At 42.3% G+C, this 13161-nt stretch carries 10 protein-coding genes; 9 read left to right on the forward strand and 1 reads right to left on the reverse strand.

Annotation, left to right across the window (positions count from 1 at the left end; genetic code table 11):
* Nucleotides 1–6: 6 nt before the first annotated feature.
* The 6 genes from ERX37_RS01035 to pyk all read left to right on the forward strand — a co-directional run bounded on the left by ERX37_RS01035 (nucleotide 7) and on the right by pyk (nucleotide 8238).
* Complete coding sequence (locus ERX37_RS01035; protein ID WP_133428792.1) at nucleotides 7–3096, forward strand: DNA polymerase III subunit alpha; 3090 nt, start codon at nucleotides 7–9, stop codon at nucleotides 3094–3096.
* Nucleotides 3097–3180: 84 nt separating this feature from the next.
* Nucleotides 3181–3603, forward strand: coding sequence for a FadR/GntR family transcriptional regulator (locus ERX37_RS01040; protein WP_133428793.1), 423 nt, complete (start codon nucleotides 3181–3183; stop codon nucleotides 3601–3603).
* Nucleotides 3596–4468, forward strand: coding sequence for an acetyl-CoA carboxylase, carboxyltransferase subunit beta (accD, locus tag ERX37_RS01045; RefSeq protein ID WP_133428794.1), 873 nt, complete (start codon nucleotides 3596–3598; stop codon nucleotides 4466–4468). The genes ERX37_RS01040 and accD overlap by 8 nt, the downstream gene beginning before the upstream one ends.
* Complete coding sequence (locus tag ERX37_RS01050; RefSeq protein ID WP_133428795.1) at nucleotides 4452–5378, forward strand: acetyl-CoA carboxylase carboxyltransferase subunit alpha; 927 nt, start codon at nucleotides 4452–4454, stop codon at nucleotides 5376–5378. Before accD ends, ERX37_RS01050 begins: the two co-directional genes overlap by 17 nt.
* A gap of 120 nt (nucleotides 5379–5498) precedes the next feature.
* Nucleotides 5499–6458 carry a 6-phosphofructokinase gene (gene pfkA, locus ERX37_RS01055; RefSeq protein WP_133428796.1) on the forward strand — a complete coding sequence of 320 codons (960 nt, stop codon included), beginning with the start codon at nucleotides 5499–5501 and terminating at the stop codon, nucleotides 6456–6458.
* Nucleotides 6459–6480: 22 nt separating this feature from the next.
* Nucleotides 6481–8238: a pyruvate kinase gene (pyk, locus tag ERX37_RS01060; RefSeq protein ID WP_133428797.1), complete on the forward strand. Its 1758-nt coding sequence runs from the start codon at nucleotides 6481–6483 to the stop codon at nucleotides 8236–8238.
* A 39-nt stretch (nucleotides 8239–8277) separates the two neighbouring features.
* Here pyk and ERX37_RS01065 read toward each other — a convergent pair whose 3' ends face one another.
* Nucleotides 8278–9651 carry an amino acid permease gene (locus tag ERX37_RS01065; protein ID WP_133428798.1) on the reverse strand — a complete coding sequence of 458 codons (1374 nt, stop codon included), beginning with the start codon at nucleotides 9649–9651 and terminating at the stop codon, nucleotides 8278–8280.
* A gap of 234 nt (nucleotides 9652–9885) precedes the next feature.
* On the opposite strand from ERX37_RS01065, the gene ERX37_RS01070 reads away from it, so the two are divergent.
* The 3 genes from ERX37_RS01070 (at nucleotide 9886) to ERX37_RS01080 (ending at nucleotide 13151) form a co-directional block, all read left to right on the forward strand.
* The gene (locus tag ERX37_RS01070; RefSeq protein ID WP_133428799.1) at nucleotides 9886–11004 is read left to right on the forward strand and encodes a citrate synthase; all 1119 of its coding nucleotides are present in this window, start codon (nucleotides 9886–9888) and stop codon (nucleotides 11002–11004) included.
* Between the two features lie 25 nt (nucleotides 11005–11029).
* Nucleotides 11030–12292, forward strand: a complete 1263-nt coding sequence (gene icd / locus ERX37_RS01075; protein WP_188352340.1) for an NADP-dependent isocitrate dehydrogenase — start codon at nucleotides 11030–11032, stop codon at nucleotides 12290–12292.
* A gap of 148 nt (nucleotides 12293–12440) precedes the next feature.
* Complete coding sequence (locus ERX37_RS01080) at nucleotides 12441–13151, forward strand: response regulator transcription factor (RefSeq protein ID WP_133428801.1); 711 nt, start codon at nucleotides 12441–12443, stop codon at nucleotides 13149–13151.
* Nucleotides 13152–13161 lie beyond the last annotated feature (10 nt).

Genomic DNA, 13161 nt, shown 5'->3' on the forward strand with positions numbered 1-13161 from the left:
GATGAGATGGTCGTTCAGTTAAATATTCATACTGCCTATGATTTACTGGCATCAACTGTCAGAATTGACGACTTGATTGCGGGTGCGGTTGCAGACGGACAGACAGCGCTTGCTATCACTGATACTCATGTCATGTTCGGGGTGCAGGCTTTCTATTCGAAATGTCTTGAAGCAGGTATTAAACCGATTATTGGTATGACGATACTGCTCACTGATGGTATCGAGCAGACCGAGACGGTATTGCTTGCTGAGAATGTGGACGGCTATCATAATCTCATGCGACTTTCCTCCCGTATACAGCTCAAGGAATTGACGGCTGTCCCTGAATATCTGCTCACTCAATATTCACACGGCTTAATCATTATTTTTAAACAGGCGACAGAGCGTCACCTTGAACTGTTCGATAACAGTTTTGGCTGTCATTTGTCTGACATCGCTGAAGAACGAAAAGTTTACCTGTCCGATGTTAAATATATGAAACCTGATGGTCTGACTGATTTGAATATTCTGCAGGCGATTGATAGCAATCAGAAGAGGGTACTGCGCACCGAGACAGGTCCGGATTACTTCAGAACGTCTGCTGAGCTTGATCACATCGACCCTGTATATCTACAGGCTTCCGAGCATATAGCTGACCGGTGCGAAGTCGAAATTCCACGTCTGAAGCACCTGCCGAAGTTTACTACACCGAACGGAGAATCGAGTGATGATTATTTATGGCAGCTGCTGGAAGAAGTCGTTCAGGACTATGGTATGAATTACAGAGAACGCGCTGAAAAGGAATATACGATTATCAAAAAGATGGGCTTCAGTGACTACTTTCTGATAGTCAGTGATCTAATTAAATTTGCCAAAAGTAAAGGGATACTTGTAGGACCGGGTCGTGGTTCATCTGGTGGTTCTCTGGTCAGTTATCTGCTGGATATCACAATGATTGATCCGCTTGAACATCACTTACTGTTCGAGCGTTTTCTTAATCCTGAACGTGTCACAATGCCTGATATTGATATTGATTTCGAGGATACAAGGCGCCATGAAGTCATCGATTACTGTGTACAGAAATATGGTGCGTTCAATGTCAGTGGCATTGTGACATTCGGTCATCTTATGGCCCGGGCAGTGATGCGTGATGTTGGCCGTATTCTTCAGTTCTCAGATGCTGATCTAAAACTTATTTCTCATCTGATTCCCCGCAAGTTAGGCATCACGCTCGATGATGCCTATCAGAATGACGAATTTAGAAACTTTATCTCTAAGGACGACCGACATCAGCAGTGGTTCAATATTGCGAAGAGACTGGAAGGTCTGCCGAGACATACCTCCACGCATGCAGCAGGTATTATTATCCATGATCAGATTCTGACTGATTATGTGCCGCTTATTAAAGGCGATACGCTTAATCTGACACAATGGACGATGACTGAAGTCGAGCATCTAGGGTTATTGAAGATAGACTTTCTTGGACTGCGCAACTTAACGATTATACAGCGGGTGCTGAATCAGACACGTCAGCACTTCACAACAAAGAGTATTGACTATCATGATAAGGAAGTTTTCAAGGCGCTCGGACAAGCTGATACAACAGGTATTTTCCAGCTTGAATCAGCAGGTATCAGGCAAGTGCTCAGGCAGCTCCAGCCACAGCATTTTGAAGATATTGTAGCCGTGCTCAGTTTGTATCGGCCGGGCCCAATGGAACAGATCCCGGTCTATATCGAGCGCCGACATGGTCAGTCATTCGATTATCTGCATCCTGATCTTGAACCGATTCTGCAGTCTACATATGGTGTCATCATCTACCAGGAGCAGATTATGCAGATTGCCAGTCGATTTGCAGGTTTCTCTCTCGGTGAAGCAGACAACCTCAGACGTGCAATGAGTAAGAAGAAGCGAGATGTTCTGGAAGCAGAACGGGAACATTTTATTACGGGCAGTCAGCAAAAAGGATATGACGCCAAGACTGCTGAAGCCATCTATGAGCTGATTATGAAGTTTGCAGACTACGGTTTTCCGCGTGCGCATGCTGTTGCCTATGCACAGATTGCTTATGTGATGCTATTTTTAAAAGTTCATTACCCGACTTATTTTTATGCAGCTACTATGAGCAATGTGATCGGTAGCGAAGATAAGCTCGCAGAAATCATTGCAGAAGTGAAAGAGAAGCAGATTCCTTTTGTGGCGCCTGCTATCAACAGTTCTCACTGGTTTTTTAAGGCTGATGCCGAACAATTGATTTTATCGCTGGGCATGATTAAAGGGGTCGGCTACCGGACAGTAATGGAAATTGTAGAAGAACGGAAAAAAGGACATTTCCAAGATATCTATGATTTTATGCAGCGTATGCCGAAACGTTCAGTTAACCGGTCCGCTCTTGAAGCGATGATTGTTACCGGTGTCTTTGATGAGTTTGGTCAGAATAGAGCAACTCTGCTCGCTTCCCTGGATAGGATAATGGATATGGAAAAAGATCAGGCAGATGATCATTTTCTTGAAGCGCTTGGACTCAATCTGAAAAAAAGTTATGAAGAACGGCCTGAGATGTCAGCTGAAAAACTTACTAACTATGAAGCAGAGTATCTCGGGTTTTACTTATCGCCTCATCCAGTTGAACAGCTGTTTACGAGACATCTCTATTTGCCGCTATTTAAAGTGAAGGACATGATACCGGGTAGCTGGCTTCTCGTGAGTTTGAAGTCAGTTAAAAGGATAAGAACTAAAAAAGGACAGGCCATGGCATTTGCTGAAGCGACAGATGGGCTGACATCTCTTGAACTCGTTATTTTTCCGGATGTATACAGTCGGATAGAGTCACTGTTAAAAGAAGATTATGTGGTTATCCGAGGCAAGATTGATCAACCAGGTAAACTGATTGTAGAAGAGATGAAGCTGTTTGGGACTTTCAAGTCTGATTATATGGCCGGCGTCAAATCGATTTATGTGTTGAAGGAGCCGGAAGATGAACTAGAGGAAGGGTCTATTGATCTCTATCTCTTTAATTACGTAACGAGAGATTCAGTTAAAAGGGGAAGCGTCAACCGTGAAACGATGTATAGACTGATCGAGCAATATCCGCCTGAAATGATCCGTCTTATTTAGACTTTATAATGCTAAATGATTATGATATATTAAACCGTAGTGGTCAGACCACTGCGGTTTTTATTATATTGTAGGAGTATATAAATGGACAGTGTAAAGCAAAAAGGTTTTATTTCTGTTGTTAAAGAGCTGGAGACATATATGATTGAACACGATCTGTCAGCAGGTGATAAATTACCTTCAGAGCGTGATTTAAGTGAAAAAATGAATTTGAGTCGTTCAAGTATCCGTGAGGCACTGCGAGCGATGGAACTGATCGGCATCATCACAACTAAGCGAGGGGAAGGGACCTTTCTCTCTAACGTAGATGATCATCAGCTGTTTGAGGTCATCGGGCGTTTTCTGATTCATTCAGAAAAGCAGAAACGTGAAATTACAGAGTTTAAGGAACTGCTGGAACAGTTTATTGATCAGAATGGTAAGAACAACCGCATTATCTTTAGAGTATATAAGCTGATCACACGTTACGATAAAGTATTCAGTGGGAAGGGGACAAAAAATGTTTAAGGATATTTTTAAACGAAATAATAACAATAAGAAATATGTGGCGGTACCTAAAATCAAGGCAACAGATGTACCAGAGGGCATCATGGTGAAATGTCCAAAATGCGGTAAAATTATGTACACAAAAGAACTGAATAAAAATTTGAATGTCTGTATGGAATGTAACTTCCACCTGACGATGACAGCACCCGACCGCATCAATCATCTTGCTGATAAAAATAGTTTTGTTGAGTTCGACCGCGACATGATTTCTGAGAATATCCTGGACTTCCCTGACTATCTGCCGAAGCTTGAGAAGGACAGACAGAAGACCGAACTGAATGAAGCAGTAGTGACAGGGACTATTCGTATCGACGGCATGCCACTCGGTATCTGTGTAATGGATTCCAGATTTCGTATGGGATCGATGGGCGCAGTAGTAGGTGAGAAAATCTGTCGTGTCATTGATCATTGTACTGAGGAGAAGCTGCCGTTTGTCATTTTCACAGCAAGTGGCGGTGCCCGTATGCAGGAAGGGATCATCTCACTGATGCAGATGGCGAAGACAAGTGTCGCAATAAAACGTCACAGTGATGCAGGACAGCTGTATATCGCCTATTTGACCCATCCGACAACAGGTGGCGTAAGTGCGAGTTTTGCATCGGTCGGGGATATTAATCTGGCAGAGCCCGAAAGTCTGATTGGTTTTGCGGGCAGAAGAATTATCGAGCAGACCATTAACGAGAAGCTGCCGGATGATTTCCAGACGGCTGAATTCCTGTTAGATCATGGCCAACTGGATAAAGTAGTGCACCGAAAAGATATGCGGGCGACACTCAGCAATATATTAATGATGCACGGAGGACAATCAGATGAGACTGGAATTTGAGCAACCCCTGGTGGAAATAGATGAACGTATTAAGGAACTCGAAAAAAAACAGAAGGCTAATGAATTAGCAGTCGTAAAAGAGGAACGTCAGCAATTATACGAACAGATTTACAGCAACCTGGAACCGTGGGACCGGGTTCAGATTGCACGTCTTGGACAACGTCCGACAACACTTGATTATATTTACGCCATTTTTGATGATTTTATTGAGCTGCATGGCGACCGCACTTATGGGGATGATGCGGCTATGGTTGGCGGTCTCGCGATGTTCAATGGCAAGCCGGTCACAGTGATTGGTCATCAGCGCGGAAAAGATACGAAAGACAATATTCATCGTAATTTTGGTATGGCGCATCCAGAAGGATACCGTAAGGCGCTGAGACTGATGAAGCAGGCGGATAAGTTCAGACGACCTGTCATTTGTTTCATCGATACAAAAGGCGCATATCCAGGTAAAGCAGCTGAAGAGCGAGGGCAGAGTGAGTCCATTGCCCGCAATCTAGTAGAGATGGCTGGTTTATCTGTACCTGTTATTTCCATTGTTATTGGTGAAGGTGGAAGTGGTGGTGCACTTGGCATCGGTATTTGTAATCATTTGCTGATGCTTGAGAACTCAACTTATTCCGTGATTTCACCAGAAGGTGCAGCAGCGCTTCTCTGGAAGGATAGTACGCAGGCGAAGCGCGCAGCTGAATCCATGAAAATTACGGCACCTGACTTGCTGGAACTCGGTGTAGCAGATGAAGTCATAAAAGAAGTGATGGGCGGTGCACATCAGGATGTACAAAAACAGAGTGAATGGATTGCAGAAGCAGTTAATCGGTCACTGGAACAGTTGTCAGCCTTAAGTCCGGTAGAAATTGTCAACCAGCGCTATGAGAAGTATCGTCATATTGGTTCCGGACAGTAGAAATTCTACTTTTTTTAAGTGAAACGTTTACATTTGGATATCCATTTGTAATTGATGGCATCCCACTTTTTTTTATGTTACGTTATAGTTAAATAACGATAATGAAGCGAGGAAGCTATTATGAAAAAGATTGCAGTATTGACGAGTGGTGGAGATTCACCAGGAATGAACGCTGCGGTACGTGCAGTGGTCAGAAAAGCGATTTATCATGATATTGAAGTCTATGGTGTCTACCAGGGCTATCAAGGCTTGATCAATAATAATATTAAGGAAATGGACCGAGGATCTGTTGGGGATAAAATACAACGCGGCGGTACATTTCTTCAGTCTGCCCGCTGTCCTGAGTTCAAGGATCCTGAAGTCCGTAAAAAAGGCATCCAGAACCTGCAGCAGATGGGAATTGAAGGATTAGTTGTAGTAGGCGGGGACGGTAGTTACCGCGGTGCACAGCGTCTGAATGAAGAAGGTATTAAAACAATTGGTATCCCGGGTACTATCGATAATGATATCAACGGGACAGATTTTACCATCGGCTTTGATACGGCCCTCAATACAATTATAGAAGTTGTCGATAAAATCAGAGATACAGCATCCAGTCATGAACGGACGTTCATTATTGAAGTAATGGGTCGCGATGCGGGTGATCTGGCATTATGGTCAGCGTTAGCAGGCGGTGCAGAGACTGTTCTGATTCCTGAACATAAAAAAGATGTTCAGGAGATTGCTGATAAGATTCAGCAGGGCATTGAGCGAGGGAAAAAGCACTCCATCATCATTGTCGCTGAAGGGGTCATGTCAGGTGATCACTGCAGTGAAGAACTGAAAAAATATATCAATGTAGATACACGTGTTTCAGTACTAGGACACATGCAGCGGGGCGGTTCTCCTTCTGGAATGGACAGAGTTCTGGCATCTCGATTTGGTGCATACGCAGTCAATCTGCTTATGGCAGGAGAGTCAGGTTATGCAGTCGGAATTCAGAACAATAAGTTGACTAAAACTAAATTCGAGGATATCTTCTCAAGTCATCACGAAATTGATGAAGATATGTATCGTCTGACGAACGAACTATCGATTTAATCATACTTGGAGGGCATATATAATGAGAAAAACTAAAATTGTTTGTACGATCGGACCTGCTTCAGAATCACCAGAGATACTGGAACAGTTAATGAATGCAGGAATGAATGTGGCACGTTTAAACTTCTCTCACGGAAGTCATGAAGAGCATGGTGAGCGAATTGCAAGAATCCGTTCAGTCGCAAAAAAATTAAATAAAACAGTTGCCATTCTGCTTGATACGAAAGGTCCTGAAATTCGTACGCATAATATGGAAAATGACAAAATTGAATTGATCAAAGGCTCGACAGTTGTCATCAATATGCAGGAAGTCACAGGCACAGCGAATGAATTTTCAGTGACTTATCCTGAGCTGATCAATGATATACATGTCGGTTCAACGATTCTACTTGATGATGGTCTGATTGAACTGACAGTTAAAGACTTAAAGCACGATGAAGGCAAAATTGTCTGTGACGTCGTCAACGCCGGTGAACTGAAAAATAAAAAGGGCGTTAACCTGCCGGGCGTTAAAGTAAATCTGCCAGGAATCACTGAAAAAGATGCTGAAGATATTAAGTTCGGTATCGAACAAGATGTAGATTTTATTGCTGCATCATTTGTCAGACGAGCGAGTGACGTGCTTGAAATTCGTAAAATTCTGGAAGATCGTAAATGCACAACAATCCGCATTATTCCTAAAATTGAAAATGAAGAAGGAATCAATAACATCGATCAGATTCTTCAAGTCTCAGATGGATTAATGGTTGCACGTGGAGACATGGGTGTAGAGATTCCGGCAGAACGTGTACCACTTGTTCAGAAAGAACTGATTCGTAAGTGTAATGTGCTCGGTAAACCGGTTATTACAGCAACACAGATGCTGGACTCTATGCAGCGTAATCCTCGTCCAACGCGTGCTGAGGCAAGTGACGTAGCGAATGCAATCTATGATGGAACTGACGCTGTAATGTTATCAGGTGAAACAGCAGCAGGTCAATATCCTGTCGAATCAGTCAAAGTGATGGCGAACATCGCTTATGCAGCTGAAGAAGCACAAGACTATAAACAGCTCCTCAGCAGCCGTACAAAATTGAATGAGACGAACATGGTGAATGCAATTGGTGTATCAGTTGCCCACACTGCGCTGAATCTTGATGTGCAGACGATTGTCGCTGCAACGGAGAGTGGACATACTGCTCAGATCATCTCTAAATATCGTCCGCATGCCCATATTATTGCTATGACACCTTATGAACAGACAGCGCGTCATATGGCACTTGTCTGGGGCGCAGTACCTGTCGTTAAGGAAGGTAAGAAAACTACAGACCAGTTACTTGATCAAGCATCTGAAGCGGCTATTGAGGCAGGTAGCGTCAACAACGGTGATCTGATTATTATTACTGCCGGTATTCCGACTGGAGAAGCAGGTACGACAAACTTCATGAAGATCCAGCTTGTAGGCGATGAACTTGCATCAGGACAAGGAATCGGACGTACATCAGCTGTAGGACGTGTTATCAAAGTGAAAAATGCACAGGAACTTGCTGATAAAGACCTTACAGAAGCGGTTATTGTCACTCAGTCAACTGATGCTGATATGGTACCCTACCTTGAACAGGCAGTAGCGATTGCTACTGAAGAAGGTGGACTGACAAGCCATGCAGCTGTAGTCGGCCTGACACTTGGTAAACCGACTATCGTTGGTATTGATAATATCTATGATAAGTTTGAGCAAGGGACAGTTGTTACAGTAGACGCACAGCATAATAAAGTATATGCTGGTCATGCGAAAGTATAGAAAATCAAAAAAGCTCAGACAAGTTGTCTGAGCTTTTTGTTATGAAGCTTTTCTTGTGTCAAAGCGATACATCAGGAATAAGAGAAAGAACCAGAGCGGTGTCAGCATGACACCGATTCTCGTATCTTCTGCCATGAAAAGCAGACAGAATACAAAGATAAAGAATGCAAGAATAACAACTGCTGTGGTCATGCCACCGGGTGCTTTATAAGTTGATGCACGATGCAAGTCAGGACGTTTTTTCAGATAGACCATATATGAGATGACGATTAATGACCAGACGACTACGAAAAAGACTGTAGCGAGCGTTGTGACAAGTGTAAAGACAGTTGCTGCATTAGGAATGAAGTAGTTCAGAAGAACGGCTACCAGTAATAGAGCACTTGAAAAGATAACTGCATTGGCAGGGACTCCTTCTTTATTTGTCTTCTGGAAGAAACCTGACCCTCTTGAGTAATGCTTACTTAAACCGTATAACATTCGGCTGTTTGAAAAAATACCACTATTACAAGATGATGAAGCTGAAGTGATAACGACAAAGTTGATTAAACTAGCTGCAAAAACGATACCGATTAATTTGAAGAGTTCAACAAACGGGCTCAGTTCAGGATTGATCTGATCCCATGGTGTAATACTCATAATAACGACGAGTGCACCGATATAGAAGAGCAGAATACGGACAGGTACATTGTTGATGGCACGTGGCAATGTCTTCTCAGGATCTTGTGCCTCACCTGCTGTTACACCAATTAACTCAATACCGACGAAACTGAAGACAGCCATCTGGAAGCTGAGTAGGAAACCATTGACGCCGTTTGGAAACCAGCCGCCATGACTCCATAGATGAGAAAGTGATGCGTGACCGAATGGTGTCTCAAATTGAATAATGATCAGGAAGATACCGACAACAATCAGTGCAATAATAGTCACTACTTTAATAATAGAAAACCAGAATTCCAGTTCGCCGAATAATTTGGCAGTCAGTAAATTAAGTGCCATTAACGATAGAATAGTGATCAGTGCTGTCAGCCATGTTGGAAAATCCGGCCACCAGAAGTTAACAAACTGGGCAACAGCCGTCACTTCAGCCATACCTGTTACAATCCAGCAGAACCAGTAGGTCCAGCCGGTGACATAACCGGCGAATTCACCAAGATAATCCTTCGTAATATCGGTAAATGAATGATAGTTCGTATTGGATAAGAGTAATTCACCGAGCGTCCGCATGAAAAGAAACAGCACGATACCGATAATAGCATAGGTAAGTAGAATGGAAGGTCCCGTGAGATGAATAGATTTACCTGACCCCAGGAATAGTCCGGTCCCGATTGCCCCCCCGATCGCAATCAGCTGAATATGCCGGTTGGTTAATGTTCTTTGAAGATTATTGTCATCAAAGTGTTTGTTTGTCATAAATTTTCCCCTTGTCTTGTTTAAAGAATGAAAACGTTTTAAATAAATAAAATCATATAACAGAAAATTCTAAATAGCAATATAATTCAGAAAATATATAATAAGCAAAACTTATCACTTATAATAAAGAATAGCTAAGTAATGAAAACGTTCACAATTTTGTACAAAGTCTGTATAATAAACGATGTAATGTCATTAAAAAAGTAATTATTAATGAGCAAAGGAGATAGTATTATGGCAGAAGTAATCAGAGGTTTAGAAGGCGTCCTCGCTACTGAAACGAAAGTAAGCTCAATTGTAGGTCAGCAGTTAACATATGCCGGTTATGATATCGATGATTTAACAGAGAACGCTCAATTTGAAGAAGTTATTTTCTTATTATGGAATTTTAGACTTCCGACTGAATCAGAGCTTGCAGACTTAAAAGAACAGCTCCTTGAGAATATGGTGCTTAATCCTCGAATCTATGAGCACTTTGAAGATTATGCAGCTGACCGTGTTCATCCGATGACAGGTCTGCGTACATCGCTCAGTTATTTAGCGCACTTTGATCCACGTGCAGAAGAATTTGATGAAGCGGCACATCATAATAAAGCCGTTCGTATACAGGCAAAAGTGGCGTCGCTTGTCGCAGCATTTGCGCGTGTCAGACAAGGAAAAGAACCGCTTAAACCTAAGAAAGAATATAGTTATGCAGCGAACTTCCTGTACATGCTGTTCGGTGAGGAACCGACTGACGTTGAAGTCGATGCCTTCAATAAAGCATTAATTCTTCATGCAGACCATGAACTTAATGCATCCACATTTACTGCTCGTGTATGTGCATCCACATTGACTGATATGTATTCAGGCATCACTGCAGCAGCTGGTGCCCTTAAAGGACCTCTGCATGGCGGCGCGAATGAACAGGTTATGAAGATGCTGAGTGAGATCGGTTCTATGGAAAATGTAGAAGCGTATATTCAGAAGAAAATAGATAATAAAGAAAAAATCATGGGCTTCGGACATCGTGTATATAAAGAAGGAGATCCTAGAGCTAAATATTTAAAAGAGATGTCTCGTCGTATTACAGATGAAACAGGCCAAAAAGAACTGTATGACATGTCTGTGCGTATTGCAGAGATTTTAGAGGAGAAAAAGGGCTTATTACCAAATGTTGATTTCTATTCAGCAACAGTCTATCATTCTATGGGTATTGAGCATGACCTATTCACACCGATTTTTGCTGTATCTCGTGTGTCAGGCTGGCTAGCTCATATTCTGGAGCAATATGAAAATAATCGCATCATCCGTCCACGTGCACAATATGTAGGCGAAGTGGGTCGTCAATATGTCCCTGTTTCAGAGCGATAATCTAATAATTTGATGGAGGTATATCATGGCAGAAAAAATCACTAACTCAAACGGTACACTTAATGTGCCAAATCAACCGGTTGTTCCTTATATTATTGGAGATGGTACAGGTCCTGATATCTGGAATGCTGCAGTCCGAGTTTTAGATGCAGCAGTTGAAAAAGCTTATAAGGGTGAAAAAAAGATTGAGTGGAAAGAAGTGCTGGCAGGACAAAAGGCATTCGATACTACTGGAGAATGGTTACCACAAGAAACGCTTGATACGATTGATGAGTATCTGATTGCAATTAAAGGCCCTCTGACTACACCTATCGGCGGTGGTATTCGTTCATTGAACGTTGCATTACGACAAGAGCTTGATCTCTTTGTGTGCTTACGACCTGTGCGTTATTTTGACGGTGTGCCATCACCTGTAAAACGTCCGGAAGATACAGATATGGTCATCTTCCGTGAGAATACAGAAGATATCTATGCTGGAATCGAGTATAAGGAAGGAACTGATGACGTGAAGAAGGTCATTAACTTCCTGCAGGATGAAATGGGTGCGAAAAATATTCGTTTCCCTGAGACTTCTGGTATTGGTATTAAGCCGGTATCAAAAGAGGGTACTGAACGATTAGTGCGAGCAGCTATCAACTATGCGCTTGAGCAAGATCGTAAATCGCTGACCCTGGTCCATAAAGGAAATATTATGAAGTTCACTGAAGGCGCTTTTAAACAGTGGGGTTACGATCTTGCTGAACGTGAATTCGGCGATAAAGTATTCACATGGGCTCAGTACGACAAGTTAGTAGAAACAGACGGTAAGGAAGCAGCAGAAAAAGCACAGGAGGAAGCAGTGAACAGCGGCAAACTGCTGGTTAAAGATTCGATTGCAGATATCTTCCTACAGCAGATTCTGACGCGTCCAGCTGAGTTTGATGTTGTTGCGACAATGAACTTGAATGGTGATTATATTTCTGATGCACTTGCTGCTCAAGTCGGCGGTATCGGTATTGCACCGGGTGCCAATATCAACTATGAGACAGGACATGCTATTTTTGAGGCCACTCATGGTACAGCACCTAAATATGCAGGTCTCGATAAGGTCAATCCATCGTCTGTTATTTTAAGTGGTGTATTACTGCTTGACCATTTAGGATGGAAAGAAGCAGGAGAATTGATTACGAAGTCAATGGAGAAAACGATTGCTTCTAAAGTAGTAACTTATGACTTTGCCCGTTTAATGGAAGGTGCGACTGAAGTTAAATGTTCTGAGTTCGCCGATGAATTGATTGAAAATATGTAAAATATGGAACTGCAGAGTAATTCTGCAGTTTTTTTATGTTAATTTTCTGTAAATTATGTTACCGGCGTTTGAAGATTATTGATAATTAATAGCCTTAACAAAACATCTTCATATATAATGAAAGAGACATATCATCTGGAGGTAACGAATGGCACAGAAAATTCTTGTGGTTGATGATGAACAATCAATCGTAACGCTGTTGAAATACAATTTACAGCAGGTAGGCTATGAAGTGGAGACTGCTTATGATGGAGAAGAAGGACTTGAAAAGGTATTTACGGAACGTCCTGATCTGATGCTCCTTGACCTCATGCTCCCTAAAATGGACGGTGTTGAGGTCTGTAAAGCTATCCGGAGTGAAAAGAATCAGATTCCGATTCTTATGCTGACTGCAAAGGATGATGAGTTTGATAAAGTGCTGGGCCTTGAACTTGGGGCGGATGACTATATGACGAAACCATTTTCTCCAAGAGAAGTAGTAGCTCGCGTCAAAGCCATTTTGAGACGTACGACCGTAAATGAGCAGCAAATGGATATGAGACAAAGTAAAGAAATTAACTTAGGACGACTTAAAATTTTACCTGAACATTTTGAAGCTTATCGTAACGATGAGCTCCTTGATCTGACACCGAAAGAATTTGAATTACTGATCTATCTCATTGAAAGACAAGGTCGTGTCATTACGCGCGAACACATGCTGAATTCAGTCTGGAACTATGAGTTTGCGGGTGATTCAAGAATTGTCGATGTGCATATCAGTCACTTGCGTGAGAAAATTGAGGAAAATCCGAAGCAACCCCAGTATATTAAAACAGTAAGAGGACTAGGCTATAAACTGGAGAATCCAAGGTCTATATGAGAGGCTTCAC

It is taken from the genome of Macrococcus hajekii (assembly GCF_004359505.1).
GTDB classification, from domain to species: domain Bacteria; phylum Bacillota; class Bacilli; order Staphylococcales; family Staphylococcaceae; genus Macrococcus; species Macrococcus hajekii.

Bases quoted from the DNA above. Each gene is read 5' to 3' on its own strand.
- icd (WP_188352340.1), top strand. From the start codon at position 11,030: ATGGCAGAAAAAATCACTAACTCAAACGGTACACTTAATGTGCCAAAT.
- ERX37_RS01080 (WP_133428801.1), top strand. From the start codon at position 12,441: ATGGCACAGAAAATTCTTGTGGTTGATGATGAACAATCAATCGTAACG.
- pyk (WP_133428797.1), top strand. From the start codon at position 6,481: ATGAGAAAAACTAAAATTGTTTGTACGATCGGACCTGCTTCAGAATCA.
- ERX37_RS01035 (WP_133428792.1), top strand. From the start codon at position 7: ATGGTCGTTCAGTTAAATATTCATACTGCCTATGATTTACTGGCATCA.
- ERX37_RS01040 (WP_133428793.1), top strand. From the start codon at position 3,181: ATGGACAGTGTAAAGCAAAAAGGTTTTATTTCTGTTGTTAAAGAGCTG.
- ERX37_RS01070 (WP_133428799.1), top strand. From the start codon at position 9,886: ATGGCAGAAGTAATCAGAGGTTTAGAAGGCGTCCTCGCTACTGAAACG.
- ERX37_RS01050 (WP_133428795.1), top strand. From the start codon at position 4,452: ATGAGACTGGAATTTGAGCAACCCCTGGTGGAAATAGATGAACGTATT.
- ERX37_RS01065 (WP_133428798.1), bottom strand. From the start codon at position 9,651: ATGACAAACAAACACTTTGATGACAATAATCTTCAAAGAACATTAACC.
- pfkA (WP_133428796.1), top strand. From the start codon at position 5,499: ATGAAAAAGATTGCAGTATTGACGAGTGGTGGAGATTCACCAGGAATG.
- accD (WP_133428794.1), top strand. From the start codon at position 3,596: ATGTTTAAGGATATTTTTAAACGAAATAATAACAATAAGAAATATGTG.